This window comes from Rhizobium glycinendophyticum, assembly GCF_006443685.1.
Taxonomy (GTDB): Bacteria; Pseudomonadota; Alphaproteobacteria; order Rhizobiales; family Rhizobiaceae; genus Allorhizobium; species Allorhizobium glycinendophyticum.
This window is the reverse complement of the sequence record NZ_VFYP01000001.1, coordinates 828,870-842,951: the sequence shown is the minus strand read 5'-3', so window position 1 is coordinate 842,951 and position 14,082 is coordinate 828,870. Positions and strand designations below refer to the sequence as shown.

Sequence of the window (14,082 nt, the reverse complement as noted above, 5' to 3'; positions counted from 1 at the left end):
TCACCAATGGGCTAGACGCCCGGGAGTTTTGAACATGGCTGCTAAAGAAATCAAGTTTGGCCGCACCGCGCGCGAAAAGATGCTGCATGGCGTCGATATCCTCGCTGACGCCGTGAAGGTTACCCTCGGCCCGAAGGGTCGCAACGTCATCATCGACAAGTCCTTCGGCGCTCCGCGCATCACCAAGGACGGTGTTTCGGTCGCCAAGGAAATCGAACTGGAAGACAAGTTCGAGAACATGGGCGCCCAGATGGTCCGCGAAGTTGCTTCGAAGACCAACGACATCGCCGGTGACGGCACCACGACCGCAACCGTTCTTGCCCAGGCCATCGTTCGCGAAGGCAACAAGGCCGTCGCTGCCGGCATGAACCCGATGGACCTGAAGCGCGGCATCGATCTGGCCGTTGCTGAAGTCGTCAAGGACCTCCAGGCCAAGGCCAAGAAGATCTCGACTTCGGAAGAAGTTGCCCAGGTCGGCACGATCTCGGCCAACGGCGACACGCAGGTCGGCAAGGACATTGCCGAAGCCATGCAGAAGGTCGGCAACGAAGGCGTCATCACCGTCGAAGAAGCCAAGACCGCTGAAACCGAACTCGAAGTCGTCGAAGGCATGCAGTTCGACCGCGGCTACCTGTCGCCCTACTTCGTGACCAACCCGGAAAAGATGGTCGCCGATCTCGACGACGCTTACATCCTTCTGCACGAAAAGAAGCTCTCGAACCTCCAGGCCATGCTGCCGGTTCTCGAAGCTGTCGTTCAGACCGGCAAGCCGCTCGTCATCATCGCTGAAGACGTGGAAGGCGAAGCCCTCGCGACCCTCGTCGTCAACAAGCTGCGCGGCGGTCTGAAGATCGCTGCCGTCAAGGCTCCGGGCTTCGGCGACCGCCGCAAGGCCATGCTGGAAGACATCGCCATCCTGTCGGGCGGCACTGTCATCTCGGAAGACCTTGGCATCAAGCTCGAGTCGGTTACGCTCGACATGCTCGGCCGCGCTAAGAAGATCTCGATCACCAAGGAAAACACCACCATCGTTGATGGTGCTGGCTCCAAGAGCGACATCGAAGGCCGCGTCGCCCAGATCAAGGCGCAGATCGAAGAAACCACTTCGGACTACGACCGCGAAAAGCTGCAGGAGCGCCTTGCCAAGCTCGCTGGCGGCGTTGCCGTCATCCGCGTTGGCGGCTCGACCGAAATCGAAGTCAAGGAACGCAAGGACCGCATCGACGACGCGCTGAACGCAACGCGCGCCGCCGTTCAGGAAGGCATCGTGCCCGGCGGTGGTACCGCTCTCCTGCGCTCTTCCACGAAGATCACCGCAAAGGGTGCAAACGACGACCAGGAAGCCGGCATCAACATCGTTCGCCGCGCTCTCCAGTCGCTGGTTCGCCAGATCGCCACCAACGCCGGTGACGAAGCTTCGATCATCGTCGGCAAGATCCTCGACAAGAACGAAGAAAACTACGGCTACAACGCCCAGACCGGCGAATTCGGCGACATGATCGCCATGGGTATCGTCGACCCGGTCAAGGTCGTTCGCACCGCCCTGCAGAACGCAGCTTCGGTTGCCTCGCTGCTCATCACCACCGAAGCCATGATCGCCGAACTTCCGAAGAAGGAAGCTGCTGGCGGCATGCCGGGCGGCATGGGCGGCATGGGCGGCATGGACATGATGTAAGACCTTCGGGTCTTACCATCAGGTCCATAGAAGCCGCCCATCACCTAAAGTGGTTCAGCGCGTCAAGCGCGCTGAACTGGCGGCATGGACATGATGTAAGACCTCCGGGTCTACCATACGGTCTGGTTTCGAAGGGCGGCTCTCGGGCCGCCCTTTTTGCGTCTGGGAACGTGTCGTGAAAGCCCCATCCGCAAATCAACACACAACCATTCGTCGTGCGTGTTGACACATCGAATTCGAATATGAATACTTGTTAACCAAGCGCTCCTTAATTGAACTGACACTTCTGGCGCGAAAGCTATCTGGCCGTCGAGCGCACCAGAAAGATTAGACTGCCCTAATATTTAGTTGCAATGCTTGGGGACAAATCGTCGATAGTTTGTCGTATCCTCGAAGGTGAGGCGTTTTCATCTAAATACTTTCATGGTATCTAGCGGATTAATTTTTGGCGGCGAAACCCGTCGGACTTGCAACCTATACTTGGGGACCAGCTTGGTCGCCAGAAGGGGCAGGTTCCGGGATTTGGCCAAATTTTGCCGGAGTTGCCGCTAGGACGCGGCACTATCCGGTGAAAACCTTTAGATGTGAGTTAGATTATTCATATATAAAGGTTTCGGACGTGATTCTGGGTTGCTCCAGGACCGCAGGTGGGGGCCCCTGCGGAGGTGAGACGAAGGCGTGCAGGCTCTCACCGGCACGCTTCCATTCAACGAAATGCCGGCCTGGGCCGGTGGGGGACTTCGGATGTTTTGCCCGGCGGGGCAAGACCTCCAGCATGGTGAGGGCCGTTTCGGCCTCGGCTTGGGGACAACCTTGTTCAAAATTGCAAATGCAGATCTCGCGACCAGTTTTGCGGTGGGCGATCCGGAATCCGACCGTTTCCTCGGTCAGAACGCCTGCCGATTCGGAATATCCGAGGATTGGACGGGCGATCTGACAAACGGCATTCTGACGCTCGGCAGTCGAGCGCGGCAACTTCATGGGCTCGATAGCCACGAGTGCGGTCTGTTGACCATGATGCGCTGCTACGATTCCGCCGATCGGGGGCACATTCTGCGGCTATTCGAACAGGCGGCCACGGAGCCTTCGCGCTTCTGCTATTCGACAACCATCCTCTCTGCAGCCCATCAAAGGCAGCCGGTCTTTTGCATCGGCGAATCCACCGGCTTCGACGGCACGCGGGGGACGATGGTGGGACTGTTCATTTTTCCGCGCTTCCAGTTGCCCACGACCGCAACCGTAACCCCTGTGTGATTGTCACCACGAGCGAGTTGACCAACGACGCTTCGTGCCGGCGACCGGCTAAGGGTCGACAGCAGGATTGTGCGCATCAGTGTTTACAACTAGGGCCAATTGGAATGAGGATTGTTCTGTTTTTGTGAACGAACAGTTAAACGTCGTTAATCTATCGCTCAAGCAAAAATGGAGGCATCTAGGATGCACATTCTGAAGCCCACACGGGGTGTGGTTTCAGCGACAAACCCATGGAGCCTAAGATGTCCACCACCAATAATGGCCTTCTCGTCCTTATCCGCATTCTCCTGTCCTTCATGTTCATCCTCTCCGGCTTCGGCAAGGTTGCCGATCCGGCTGGCACTGCCGGTATGATCACCGGCGCCGGCTTCCCGGCTGCCACGGCACTGGCCTACGTTGCCGGTCTCTTCGAACTCGTCGCCGGCCTCTTCGTCCTCGTCGGATTCCAGACCAAGCTGACCGCCTGGGCGCTCGCGCTGTTCTGCGTGTTCACCGGTCTCGTCTTCCATTCCGGCACGGTTGCCATCGAAGGCTGGCCGGAAGGCGCACTTGGCTGGATCAACACGCTGAACCAGATCATGATGATGAAGAACATCACGCTCGCCGGCGGCTATATCGCTCTCGCCATCGTCGGTGCCGGCGCCTACTCGCTCGACGCCCGCCGCGGTTCGGCTTCCGCCGTCACCGCCTGATCCCTGCCCTTAAAGGCTAAAAGGAACCCGCTGGAGCGATCCGGCGGGTTTTTTCGTGCTGTGATAGCTGCCCCTCATCCGCCCTTCGGGCACCTTCTCCCCGCAGGCGGGGAGAAGGGCGGACCCGCCAACGCCTGCCATCCCCTCTCCCCGCAAGCGGGGAGAGGGTCAGGGTGAGAAGCAAATCTCGTCTCCGGCTTAGAGAACCCCGCGCACGGCCTCGACGATCCGGCCGATCATGGCATTGCCCTCATGCTCCGGCTTTCTCGCCCGCACAAGGCAGGCCTCGGAGCGCAGGATCACGCCGTCTGAAAGGACCTTCAGGTGGTTGGCTCTCAAGGTCGAGCCGGTCGAGGTGATGTCGACAATAATGTCGGCCTGGCCGGCAGCGGGTGCGCCTTCGGTGGCGCCCAGGCTTTCGACGATGCGATAGAGCTGGATACCGTGGCTTCCCGAAAAGTGCTGTTGCGTCAGGCGCCAGTATTTCGTGGCGATCGCGAGGCGCCGGCCATGGCGGGTGCGGAATTCGGCTGCGACATCGCCCAGATCGGCCATGGTGTCGACGTCGTACCAGATCTCAGGGACTGCCACGACGACATCGGCATGGCCGAAGCCGAGGCGCGCGGCAATCTCGACGCGGCTGTCTGCTTCCGCCAGCCCCTCGCGGATCAGGTCTTCGCCGGTGACGCCGAAATCGACGGTGCCATTGCCGATCTCGCGGGAGATCTCGGAGGCGGAGAGATAGGCGATCTCGACATCGTCGAAACCTTCGACGCGGCCGCGATAGGAGCGGTCGTTGCCGACGGCGACGATCTTCATGCCGGCACGCTCGAAGATGGCGGAGGCATCGTCCTTCATGCGGCCCTTAGAAGGCAGACCGATGGTGATGGTCATTTGCTTCCCTCCTTGCGCGGCGATTCCGTCCGAAAACCGGCATCCACTTTTCGGATCGCCGCGTCCGCCCTTTCGGAATCAATGCGATCCAGCCAGAGCGAGAAGCCGACGGCGGGAATATGACTTTCGGCGCCAAGCAGGGTCAGCAGCCGGTCGAAGCGGCCACCGCCCGCGAGCACGGCGGGCTTGCCTTCCACGGCCACCTCGAAGACGAGGCCGGTGTAATAATCCAGCGGACGGCCGAAGGCGGCGCGGTAGGTGATGCGGGTGAGATCCGTGCCGATATTGGCAAGCGCTGCGACGCGTTCGTCGAAGCGGCCGAGCGCCGAACCAAGCTCCAGGCCAGCGGCATCGGCAAAGCCGGCAAGGGCTGCCGAGGCGTCGGCAAGCGGCAGTTCGAGCGAGAGGAATTCGCGCAGCAAAAGAAGAGCCGCGCCATCGAGACGGGTCTCGGAAAGCTCCAGCTTTTCCTTCAGGCGGCGGGCGATCTCGGCGGGCGTGCGGCTGGCATTGGTGAGATAGCCGGTTTCCTGCATGGTCGCATCGATATGGGCGATCAGGGCGTCCTGGTCACCCTTTGCCAGAAGGTCCGAAACCTCCGGGGCCAGACCCGGCACCGGCGTCGGGGTGGCGAGCGTGCGCAGGAGCTGGTCGATCTGGACAGGGTTGCCGAAGGCCTGGATCAGGCGCTTCTGCCAGCCGGCGGGCAGGCCGAGCGCCTTGACCACGGCCTCAAATACCGACTGATCGCCAAGGGTGACCGTCAGCGGCTTGGTCGGCAGCAGGCGGGTGAGAATCGCCACGCTGTCCGCAATCGCTCGGGCATCCGCTGCGGCGGTTGCGATATCGCCGAGATCCTCGATGCCGGCCTGATAGAATTCCTGCGGGCCTTCGCGCCGCTGACGGAAAACTTCGCCGAGATAGGCATAACGCTTCGGCGTGCCGGTCGCGGTTTCGATGTGGCGGAGACAGACGGGAATGGTGAATTCCGGACGCAGGCAGAGGCTTTCGCCGCGCTCGTTCTCGGTCAGGAAGATGCGGCGGCGCAGGTCTTCACCCGCCATGTCGAGGAAGGGGGCGGCCGGCTGAATCACGGGGGTATCGACGCGGGTGGTGCCGCGCGACGCGAATTCCTGCAGGATGGTACCGGCGAAATCCGGCATGTCGGTCAGGGGCATGAGATTGAACCTGGAATGTGTTGATACCCCCCTCTGCCCTGCCGGGCATCTCCCCCACAAGGGGGGAGAGCGGATTGGGGCCGACGTCTCGCGCCGCCACTACTCTCCCCCCCTGTAGGGAAGATGTCACGAAGTGACAGAGGGGGGTAAACGCTCGGCACTATATCAATCATGATCATTCAACCAACTGCCTGCATCAACTCGATCCGATTGCCGAAGGGGTCATAGACATAAAGTCTTTCAAACCCCAACAACGGTTCATCGGACACGATCTGGAACCCTGCAGCATCAATCCGAGCCGTTAATCCGGCAAGGTTATCGACGAGCAGAGCCGGATGCGCCTTGCGCGCGGCGCGGAATTCCTCTTCGACGCCGAGATGGATGCGAAGATCACCCAGCTCAAACCAGCAGCCGCCACGACGCGCCAGATTCTCCGGCTTCTGCACTTCGACCAGTCCCAGCACATCGCCATAGAAGGCGCGCGCCTGGTCCTCACCACCTGACGGCATGGCCAGATGAACATGGTGAAGCCCCAAAAGAGCCATTACTGCCCCTTCGCCCGACGACGATCTTCCGCCTGGGCGGCCAGGATTTCCTTGACCTTGGCGACCAGCTCGGCCTCCGGCACCACTTCCTGCGCGACGCGGGCCTCGCGCCATTCGGCGTTGTCGGTAATCTCGCCGGAGAGGCGCTTGCCCTCGATCAGGTCCTTGATCTGGACGACGCCTTGCGCGCGTTCATCACCACCCTGGATGATGGCGATCGGGGCGCCGCGGCGGTCGGCATATTTCAGCTGGTTGCCGAACTTCTTCCAGTTGCCCTGATACATTTCGGCGCGGATGCCTTCAGCGCGAAGCTGTTGCGTGAAGCGCTGGTAGCGGCCCATGCTTTCGATATCACCATCCATGACTGTGACAAGGACCGGGCCTTGCACGTCGTCCTGGCCGAGCTTGCCGAGGTTCTTCAAGGCCGTCATCAGGCGCGAGACGCCGATGGAGAAGCCCGTGGCCGGGACCGGCTGGCCCATGAAGCGCGAGACGAGGCCGTCATAGCGGCCGCCACCGCCGACCGAGCCGAAGACGACTTTCTCGCCCTTTTCGTTGGTGACGTCGAAGGTGAGTTCGGCTTCGTAGACCATCCCGGTGTAGTATTCGAGGCCACGGACAACCGACTTGTCGATCAGAATGCGCTCCGGCCCATAACCAGCTGCCTTGACCATTTTCTCTAGGCTAAGCAGCTCATCCATACCGGCTAGGTATGTCTCGTTTTGCATGCCCCCACCAAGGACGCCTTGCAAAGGCAACTGCATCGCTTGCCGGGCGCGTTCTGACGCTTGGATCTGTCTGGTCGCTTCGCCGTCGTTCGCCTTCAAGAACAAATTCGCAACGAGTTCTATGTGACTTTGTTTAAGCCCGGCCCCCTTAGTAAAATCGCCTGACTCATCCTTGCGACCTTCTCCGAGCAACAGCCGCACGCCTTCGATACCGAACTTGTCGAACTTGTCGATGGCGCGAAGCACTGTCAGGCGACGGCCGGCATTCTCCTCGCCGCCGAGGCCGATCGCCTCCATGACGCCATCCAAAACCTTCCGGTTGTTGACCCGGATCACATAGTCGCCGCGCTTGATGCCGAGCGCTTCCAGCGTGTCGGCCATCATCATGCACATCTCGGCATCGGACTGGACGCCGGGCGCGCCGACGGTGTCGGCATCGAACTGCATGAACTGGCGGAAACGGCCCGGGCCCGGCTTCTCATTACGGAAAACGTAGCCGGCGCGATAGGTGCGGAACGGCAGCTGGATCGCTTGAAAATTCTCCGCGACATGACGGGCCATCGGCGCGGTCAGGTCGTAGCGTAGCGACATCCATTGCTCGTCATCGTCCTGCAGCGAGAAGACGCCTTCGTTCGGTCGGTCACTGTCGGGCAGGAATTTCCCCAGCGCATCGGTATATTCGAAGAGCGGGGTCTCGATCGGATCGAAGCCGTAGCGCTCGTAGACCTCGCGGATGGTCTCCATCATCTGGTTGGCAGCACGAATATCGGCGGCCTCGCGATCGACGAAGCCGCGCGGCAGGCGGGCCTTCAGCTTTTGCGGCTTCTTGTTCTTCTCGCTCATGATGACAACCGGAATTCTCGTTTCAGAAAGGTGCCGGTGTCTTAGAGGATCAAGGATTTGGCGGCAAGGGCGAAGGCGGGCGGCGCGGAGGGCGGATGCTGGAAAATGGGTGTGTTTGGTGGTAAGTTTGCACGCGGAACCAGAGGTTGGACCGATGAACAAGCGCGTCACGCTCGAGATGCCGGAAGAAATGCATCAGTTGATCGTTGAATACGCGTCGGAGGCCGGTGCCGAGCCGGATGATTATCTACGTCAGATGATCCAGCGCGAACTTGAGAATCTTCAGGACCTCGCCGCCGCCGATGAGGCCATGAAGCGAATACAGAGCGGAGAGGACAAGGTCGTCAGTTCCGAGGAGTTCTGGCGTGGCCTGGACGATTGAATATCGCCAGCCTGTTCGGAAAAAGATCGATAACTCGATCCCGTCATTCGTCGCCGTATAAAACAGTTTCTGGAAGAGCGGCTTGCCAAACATGACAACCCACGAAGCCTTGGCGATCCTCTTCATGACAGCAAGCTTGGTGCCTATTGGCGCTACACAGTTGGCGACTACCGCATCATCTGCGATATCCAGGACGGCAAACTCATTGTGCTCGTGGTCGAGATCGGCCATCGCGGCTCCGTCTATCGGTAAATCATGATCCTCGAAGCCCTGAATTATGCCGCGACCTGGCCGCTGACCTCGGCTGGCCATCGCCCGTTCATCCGCTCCTCGGTCAATCTGTGGGCCCGGGTAAATCGGTGCCGGGCCGCCTGGGCCGAGCATGAGCGGCAGACGAAGGCGGCCATTCTGAGGGCGACCCAGGGATGTCGGCAACGGCGGACGGCCGTGGTGCTGGGGTCGGGACTGTTGCGGGATGTGCCGGTGATCGAGTTGTCCCGGCTGTTCGATACGGTGGTTCTCGTTGATCTCGTGCATCTGGCCAGCGTGCGCGGCTGGATCATGGCCAAAGGCCTCAAGAACCTGCGGCTGATCGAGCGGGATCTGTCGGGCCTCGATGCCATGCTCGCGGGTCAAACAGCCGAACCGCTCTCCTTCCTGCGGCAGGTGCCCTATCTCGATTTCGTCGCCTCGGCCAATCTGCTGTCGCAGATCGGCATCGGCGCCAGCAGGCGGATTTCGGGGATGGAGCGCCAGGCGGTAACGGATGATCTGCTGCCGGGTCTGGTCAAGGCCCATCTCGACGGAATGGCACAGGTGGCGGCGCAGACGGTCCTTGTGACCGATGTTTCCTATACCATTTTGGACCGATCGGGTGCTGAGCATGGAACTGAAGACCTCATGCACGGCGTCGATCTCGGCACGCCTGCGACCTTCTGGGATTGGCCAGTCATTCCCTTTGGCGAAGAGAGCCGCGACTACCAGATAGTGCATCGGGTCGTCGCCCGGTAAACTTCGGGACCCGCAGCCTTGCTTTCGTCCAGATCCAGCATCATCTTCATCGTATGAGATCGCTTGTCCGCTTCATGCTGCTGATTGCAGCGCTTGCCTATGGTGCCATGCCCTTAACCGGCATGTCGGCGATGGCGATGCCTGTGGCGCAGATGACGGATCACGGCGAGGACCTTCAACCTGCGTCAGTGGCAAAAACCGTGGTGGATGTCGACTGTCCGCATTCGGGCACCAGTAAGACCCTTGCCGATGCTGGCGACGGTATCGACGAAAGTGCCAAGCCGGTGAAGATCAATGGGCATTGCGCAACCTGTCTTACACTGCCGGCCACTCCCGCAATTGCCACTGGCGGCAAAGCCGCACGGGCAGCGGAAGCCGCATTGCCAATGCCGCAACTCGTATCGCAGCTGTCAGCACCACTCACGCCCCCTCCCCGCGCCTGAACCGATGAAGCCGCGCAGCGTCTGGCTGCGACCATCCATCATCGATCAGCACAGGAGATTTCAATGCTGAAGACTATTTTCGTTGCGGCATCGCTTGCGACCGCACTCGTCACCGCATCCGCCGTCGCCCAGGACAACACCATGCATCAGGGCCATGACATGTCCTCGATGGACCATGGCATGATGGATGACAGTCCGTCCTCCAAGGCCTTTGCCGAGGCCAATGCCAAGATGCATCAGGACATGGCCGTGCCGCTCACCGGCAATGCCGATGTCGACTTCGTCCAAGGCATGATCCCGCATCATCAGGGTGCGATCGACATGGCGAAGATCGTGCTCGAACACGGCAAGGATCCGGAAATTCGCAAGCTGGCGGAGGATGTGATCAAGGCCCAAGAGGGCGAAATTGCCATGATGAAGGCATGGCTGGCCAAGAACGGGCAGTAAGCCTCCCTCTTCCGAAAAGCTGCAATGGCGCCTCGCGGCGCCATTGCTTTGCCCAGGAGAGCGATTAGTCTCGGCCGCCTGATCGATAAGGAGGCTTCATGTCGATGAGACCCGTCACCGTCATCGGCTTCGATGCCGACGACACGCTCTGGCAGAACGAGCAGTACTACAAGCTCACGGAGGCGCATTTCCGCAGCCTGCTCAAGGATTTTGCCGAAGGAGACCATATTTCCGAACGGCTTCTCGATGCCGAGAAGCGCAACCTGGCGCATTACGGCTTCGGCATCAAAGGCTTCACGCTGTCGATGATCGAGACGGCGCTTGAGATCACCGAGGGGCGCGTGCCGACCAGCGTGATCTCCGAGATCCTGTCGATCGGGCGCAATCTGCTCGGCCATCCCGTCGAATGCCTGCCGCATGCGCGCGAGGCGCTGGAAGCACTGACGGGGCAGTATTTCCTGGTGCTGATTACGAAGGGCGATCTGTTCGATCAGGAGCGCAAGCTGGCGCAATCCGGCCTCGGAGACTATTTCGACGCGGTCGAGATCGTCTCAGACAAGACGGCCACGACCTATCGACGCATTTTTGGCAAACATGGCGATGGTCCGGAGCGGGCGATGATGATCGGCAATTCGCTGAAATCTGACATCGTGCCGGCGATTGCGGCTGGTGCCTGGGGTGTGTTCGTGCCGCATGAACTGACCTGGGTGCTGGAGCATGTCGAGAAACCGGTGGAGGCACCCCGTTTCCGGGAGATTCCCGATCTCGGTCATGTGCCGGATCTCGTCGCCCGCCTGCAGGATTGAACGCCGCATGCGACACTTCGATGACATCTACGGATTGGCCATCTCCCGAAAGGGAGAGCCGGCAGTCCTGGAAAACCTTCAATATCCGAAGCCGTCTGACGCCATCCGGACAACACCGGATGATCGCTTCCTGGCGCTGATGACGAAATGCATTTTCCAGTCCGGCTTCAACTGGAAGGTCGTCGAGGCGATGTGGCCGGGTTTCGAGGCGGCTTTCGACGGCTTCGACATTGGCCGATGCGCCATGCTGCATGACGAGGATTTCGGGCGACTGGTGTCGGACGCCCGCATTGTGCGCCATGGACCGAAGATCCGCGCCGTGCAGGAGAATGCTGTCTTCCTGTCGGACATCGCGCGCGAGCATGGCTCGACAGGTGCCCTTTTTGCCAGTTGGCCTACCGAGAACTATGTCGGCCTGCTCGATCTGTTGCAGAAAAAGGGGGCACGGCTCGGCGGCAATACGGGACAGTATTTCCTGCGCTTTGCCGGGATCGACAGCTTCATCCTGTCGCGAAGTGTGGTCAATCGCCTGATCGCAGAGGGGATCGTGACGAAGGCGCCGACATCGGCCCGCGACAAGGCCGCCGTGCAGGCTGCCTTCAATACCTGGCGGGATCAGTCCGGACGGTCGCTGACGGAGATAAGCCGGGTGCTGGCGCTCAGCATCGAATGAAATGCCTAGGGTCGGACGAACTTCGCCCTCAGGTCCTCGATGCGCTCGCGGCAGCAGCATCCCTCGATATGATCGTTGACCAGGCCCATGGCCTGCATGAAGGCATAGACTGTGGTCGGGCCGACAAAGGTCCAGCCGCGCTTCTTCAGGTCTTTGGACAGGCGGATCGAGGTTGGCGAGGTTGGATTAGCCTTCAACGTGGCATAGTCCATGCGTGGCGGACGCTCGGAGACATCAGGCTCGAAGCCCCAGAAGTACCGGGCGAGCGAGCCGAATTCGCCCTTCAGATCGACGGCGCGGCGGGCATTGTTGATCGTCGAAACGATCTTGCCGCGGTGGCGGATGATGCCGGCATCGGCCAGGCAACGGGCGATGTCCTCGTCGCCGAAGTGGGCGACCTGATGAAAATTAAAGCCGGCGAAGGCGGCACGGAAATTCTCTCGTTTTCTCAGGATCGTCAGCCAAGAGAGACCTGACTGGAAACCTTCGAGGCAGATCTTTTCGAAGAGCCTCACATCATCGGTGACGGGCGTCCCCCATTCCGCGTCGTGATAGCGGCGGTAGTCTTCCAGCCCGCCGTGCCAGAAACAGCGGTCGAGGCCGTCCTCTCCCCGCATCAGTCCTTCCGCCACGCCGTCCATGCGATTCTCCCACACGTTTAGCTGCGTTTACCATTTGTTCACGACTTTTCCAAACCGACTGCTAACCCTTCTGAAAGGTTTACGGCTTCGATCGCATTTTCATGAACTGCTCTTTACCAAATGGCGGCGCTCGCTCTGGCACGATCAGCATGAACCCGGCCGGTTTTCTGCCTGCCGCCGCCTTCGGTCCCATGTTGCGAGTTGTCCGATGTTGAAGAAATCAATCCTGGCCCTCATCGCCAGCCTGTCATTTGCCTTTTCCGCTACCGCAAACGACCGTTACCAGAGCCGCCCCCCTGTGATGGTGAGCCCGGACCTGCAGGCGGCCTGGCTGCTGCAACTCGGCGGTCTGCCGCCGCAGAGACGGGGTTACGCGACGCGGCCGGTCGCCAACGCCGGTCGCCAGATGGTGCCTGTCTATCGTCAGCAGACCCTGCAGACTCAGCCCGTTCAACAGCGTCCAGTGCTGCAGCAGCGCCGCGTTCTTTTTGGACAGCAGCCACCCCTCCAGCAGGTCGCCATGCGCCCGAACAAGCCGGTGCGCACGCAGATCGAGCCACAGTTCCTGCCGCAGATGGTCGAGTACCAGACCACGGAGAAGCCGGGCACGATCGTCATCGATACACGCCAGCGCTTCCTCTACCTCGTGATGGAAAACGGCATGGCCAAGCGCTATGGCGTCGGCGTCGGCAAACCGGGGTTCGAGTGGGCCGGCACGCACAAGGTCACGGCGAAGCGCGAATGGCCCTCGTGGAACCCGCCGCAGGAAATGATCGCGCGCGAGGCGGCCAAGGGTCACTATCTGCCGGCCAGCATGGAAGGCGGACCGGAAAATCCTCTTGGCGCACGCGCCATGTATCTCGGTTCCACCCTCTACCGGATCCACGGCACCAATGCACCCTGGTCGATCGGCAGCGGCGTCTCATCCGGTTGCATTCGCATGCGCAACGAGGACGTGACCGATCTTTATGATCGGGTGAAGGTCGGGACCAAGGTGATTGTGATCTGAGACACTCTCCACATCACAATCGCCGGCTCGGCTCTTGCATTAGCAAAGGAAGCGGCTAGGCTCTCACCCCAGTAAATCCAGGGGACCAACCATGCTCGATTCCATCACGACCCGGGTTGCCGCGACCATGATCGCGGCGACTTTCCTGCTTCCCATGCCGGCAAGCGCCCTCACTCTCAACCGCGTCCAGACGTCGAGCGATGTCACGCTTGTCGTGCAGCAGAAGCAGGTTGCCGAGAAGTTCAAGCGCAAGGTCGTCCGGCTGACGACCGACGAAAAGCCCGGCACCATCATCATCGACACCAACAACAAGTTCCTCTACTTCGTCGAAGGCAACAATCGCGCGACCCGTTACGGCGTCGGCGTCGGTCGTGACGGCTTCGGCTGGTCGGGCGTGGTGAAGATCGGCCGCAAGTCGGAATGGCCGGAATGGCGCCCACCGGAAGAAATGCGCCGCCGTGAAGCCGCCAAAGGCCATATACTGCCGGTCGTGCAGGAAGGCGGCCCGGACAATCCGCTCGGGGCGCGCGCCATGTATCTCTACAAGGGTGGCCGCGACACGATTTTCCGCATTCACGGCACCAACCAGCCCTGGACGATCGGCCTCAACATGTCGTCCGGCTGCATCCGCATGATGAACAAGGATGTCGAGCATCTCTATGATCGCGCCGAGATCGGCGCCAAGGTGATCGTCGTTGGCCCGGGCAACAAACAGGGCGACGTTTCCTTCGACGACAAGGGCATCGACATCCTGCGCACGATCTTCGGCGGCTGAACCAGGAGCCATTTGCGGAGGATACACTCGCGGCCGCGCAATCCAGCGCGGCCGTTTTGCTGTCATCTTCCTGTCGCCTCGTCGGG

The 14,082-nt window shown here is 60.7% G+C and carries 17 protein-coding genes; 12 read left to right on the top strand and 5 right to left on the bottom strand.

The features are described from left to right. Window positions 1–34: 34 nt before the first annotated feature. From groL to FJQ55_RS04035, 3 genes are all read left to right on the top strand, one after another. Window positions 35–1,675 carry a chaperonin GroEL gene (gene groL, locus FJQ55_RS04045; protein ID WP_140826414.1) on the top strand — a complete coding sequence of 547 codons (1,641 nt, stop codon included), beginning with the start codon at window positions 35–37 and terminating at the stop codon, window positions 1,673–1,675. 813 nt (window positions 1,676–2,488) lie between these two features. Beyond that, the gene (locus tag FJQ55_RS04040) at window positions 2,489–2,929 is read left to right on the top strand and encodes a hypothetical protein (protein WP_208758178.1); all 441 of its coding nucleotides are present in this window, start codon (window positions 2,489–2,491) and stop codon (window positions 2,927–2,929) included. A gap of 242 nt (window positions 2,930–3,171) precedes the next feature. Beyond that, window positions 3,172–3,621 carry a DoxX family protein gene (locus tag FJQ55_RS04035; protein ID WP_140826413.1) on the top strand — a complete coding sequence of 150 codons (450 nt, stop codon included), beginning with the start codon at window positions 3,172–3,174 and terminating at the stop codon, window positions 3,619–3,621. A gap of 198 nt (window positions 3,622–3,819) precedes the next feature. Here FJQ55_RS04035 and hisG read toward each other — a convergent pair whose 3' ends face one another. The 4 genes from hisG to hisS form a co-directional block, all read right to left on the bottom strand. Further along, entirely contained in the window at window positions 3,820–4,515 is a 696-nt protein-coding gene (gene hisG, locus FJQ55_RS04030) for an ATP phosphoribosyltransferase (RefSeq protein WP_140826412.1), read from the bottom strand. After that, window positions 4,512–5,693, bottom strand: coding sequence for an ATP phosphoribosyltransferase regulatory subunit (locus FJQ55_RS04025; RefSeq protein ID WP_140826411.1), 1,182 nt, complete (start codon window positions 5,691–5,693; stop codon window positions 4,512–4,514). Before FJQ55_RS04025 ends, hisG begins: the two co-directional genes overlap by 4 nt. A 179-nt stretch (window positions 5,694–5,872) precedes the next feature. Next, complete coding sequence (locus FJQ55_RS04015; RefSeq protein WP_140826410.1) at window positions 5,873–6,238, bottom strand: VOC family protein; 366 nt, start codon at window positions 6,236–6,238, stop codon at window positions 5,873–5,875. Next, window positions 6,238–7,809 (bottom strand): histidine--tRNA ligase, encoded by a 1,572-nt coding sequence (hisS, locus tag FJQ55_RS04010; RefSeq protein ID WP_140826409.1) that lies wholly within the window; start codon window positions 7,807–7,809, stop codon window positions 6,238–6,240. The genes FJQ55_RS04015 and hisS overlap by 1 nt, the downstream gene beginning before the upstream one ends. Between hisS and relB the strand changes: the two genes are divergently transcribed. From relB to FJQ55_RS03975, 7 genes are all read left to right on the top strand, one after another. Then, window positions 7,700–8,191 (top strand): type II toxin-antitoxin system RelB family antitoxin, encoded by a 492-nt coding sequence (relB, locus tag FJQ55_RS23935; protein ID WP_425467498.1) that lies wholly within the window; start codon window positions 7,700–7,702, stop codon window positions 8,189–8,191. The two genes, hisS and relB, sit on opposite strands and share 110 nt — an antisense overlap. Window positions 8,192–8,236: 45 nt before the next feature. Then, window positions 8,237–8,443 (top strand): type II toxin-antitoxin system RelE family toxin, encoded by a 207-nt coding sequence (locus FJQ55_RS04000; RefSeq protein ID WP_167507719.1) that lies wholly within the window; start codon window positions 8,237–8,239, stop codon window positions 8,441–8,443. A 3-nt stretch (window positions 8,444–8,446) separates the two neighbouring features. Next, the gene (locus tag FJQ55_RS03995; RefSeq protein WP_140826407.1) at window positions 8,447–9,202 is read left to right on the top strand and encodes a hypothetical protein; all 756 of its coding nucleotides are present in this window, start codon (window positions 8,447–8,449) and stop codon (window positions 9,200–9,202) included. 53 nt (window positions 9,203–9,255) lie between these two features. Beyond that, window positions 9,256–9,645, top strand: coding sequence for a hypothetical protein (locus FJQ55_RS03990; protein WP_140826406.1), 390 nt, complete (start codon window positions 9,256–9,258; stop codon window positions 9,643–9,645). A gap of 63 nt (window positions 9,646–9,708) precedes the next feature. After that, a complete protein-coding gene (gene copM, locus FJQ55_RS03985; RefSeq protein WP_246085016.1) occupies window positions 9,709–10,092 on the top strand; it encodes a CopM family metallochaperone in 384 nt (127 codons plus the stop codon). 98 nt (window positions 10,093–10,190) lie between these two features. Next, the gene (locus tag FJQ55_RS03980) at window positions 10,191–10,898 is read left to right on the top strand and encodes an HAD family hydrolase (protein WP_140826404.1); all 708 of its coding nucleotides are present in this window, start codon (window positions 10,191–10,193) and stop codon (window positions 10,896–10,898) included. Window positions 10,899–10,905: 7 nt separating this feature from the next. Continuing rightward, window positions 10,906–11,571: a DNA-3-methyladenine glycosylase I gene (locus tag FJQ55_RS03975; RefSeq protein WP_140826403.1), complete on the top strand. Its 666-nt coding sequence runs from the start codon at window positions 10,906–10,908 to the stop codon at window positions 11,569–11,571. 5 nt (window positions 11,572–11,576) lie between these two features. On the opposite strand, the gene FJQ55_RS03970 is transcribed toward FJQ55_RS03975, so the two are convergent. Then, entirely contained in the window at window positions 11,577–12,212 is a 636-nt protein-coding gene (locus FJQ55_RS03970; protein WP_140826402.1) for a DNA-3-methyladenine glycosylase I, read from the bottom strand. Between the two features lie 208 nt (window positions 12,213–12,420). Here FJQ55_RS03970 and FJQ55_RS03965 point away from each other — a divergent pair, with 208 nt between their 5' ends. Together FJQ55_RS03965 and FJQ55_RS03960 are read left to right on the top strand one after the other, a co-directional pair. Beyond that, complete coding sequence (locus tag FJQ55_RS03965) at window positions 12,421–13,221, top strand: L,D-transpeptidase (RefSeq protein WP_140826401.1); 801 nt, start codon at window positions 12,421–12,423, stop codon at window positions 13,219–13,221. A 91-nt stretch (window positions 13,222–13,312) separates the two neighbouring features. Further along, entirely contained in the window at window positions 13,313–13,996 is a 684-nt protein-coding gene (locus FJQ55_RS03960; protein ID WP_140826400.1) for a L,D-transpeptidase, read from the top strand. The last annotated feature ends 86 nt before the right edge of the window (window positions 13,997–14,082 follow it).

Coding starts and splice junctions, on each gene's coding strand:
- groL (WP_140826414.1), top strand. CDS start 35: ATGGCTGCTAAAGAAATCAAGTTTGGCCGCACCGCGCGCGAAAAGATG.
- FJQ55_RS04035 (WP_140826413.1), top strand. CDS start 3,172: ATGTCCACCACCAATAATGGCCTTCTCGTCCTTATCCGCATTCTCCTG.
- hisG (WP_140826412.1), bottom strand. CDS start 4,515: ATGACCATCACCATCGGTCTGCCTTCTAAGGGCCGCATGAAGGACGAT.
- FJQ55_RS04025 (WP_140826411.1), bottom strand. CDS start 5,693: ATGCCCCTGACCGACATGCCGGATTTCGCCGGTACCATCCTGCAGGAA.
- FJQ55_RS04015 (WP_140826410.1), bottom strand. CDS start 6,238: ATGGCTCTTTTGGGGCTTCACCATGTTCATCTGGCCATGCCGTCAGGT.
- relB (WP_425467498.1), top strand. CDS start 7,700: ATGGTCTCCATCATCTGGTTGGCAGCACGAATATCGGCGGCCTCGCGA.
- hisS (WP_140826409.1), bottom strand. CDS start 7,809: ATGAGCGAGAAGAACAAGAAGCCGCAAAAGCTGAAGGCCCGCCTGCCG.
- FJQ55_RS03995 (WP_140826407.1), top strand. CDS start 8,447: ATGATCCTCGAAGCCCTGAATTATGCCGCGACCTGGCCGCTGACCTCG.
- FJQ55_RS03990 (WP_140826406.1), top strand. CDS start 9,256: ATGAGATCGCTTGTCCGCTTCATGCTGCTGATTGCAGCGCTTGCCTAT.
- copM (WP_246085016.1), top strand. CDS start 9,709: ATGCTGAAGACTATTTTCGTTGCGGCATCGCTTGCGACCGCACTCGTC.
- FJQ55_RS03980 (WP_140826404.1), top strand. CDS start 10,191: ATGTCGATGAGACCCGTCACCGTCATCGGCTTCGATGCCGACGACACG.
- FJQ55_RS03975 (WP_140826403.1), top strand. CDS start 10,906: ATGCGACACTTCGATGACATCTACGGATTGGCCATCTCCCGAAAGGGA.
- FJQ55_RS03970 (WP_140826402.1), bottom strand. CDS start 12,212: ATGGACGGCGTGGCGGAAGGACTGATGCGGGGAGAGGACGGCCTCGAC.
- FJQ55_RS03965 (WP_140826401.1), top strand. CDS start 12,421: ATGTTGAAGAAATCAATCCTGGCCCTCATCGCCAGCCTGTCATTTGCC.
- FJQ55_RS03960 (WP_140826400.1), top strand. CDS start 13,313: ATGCTCGATTCCATCACGACCCGGGTTGCCGCGACCATGATCGCGGCG.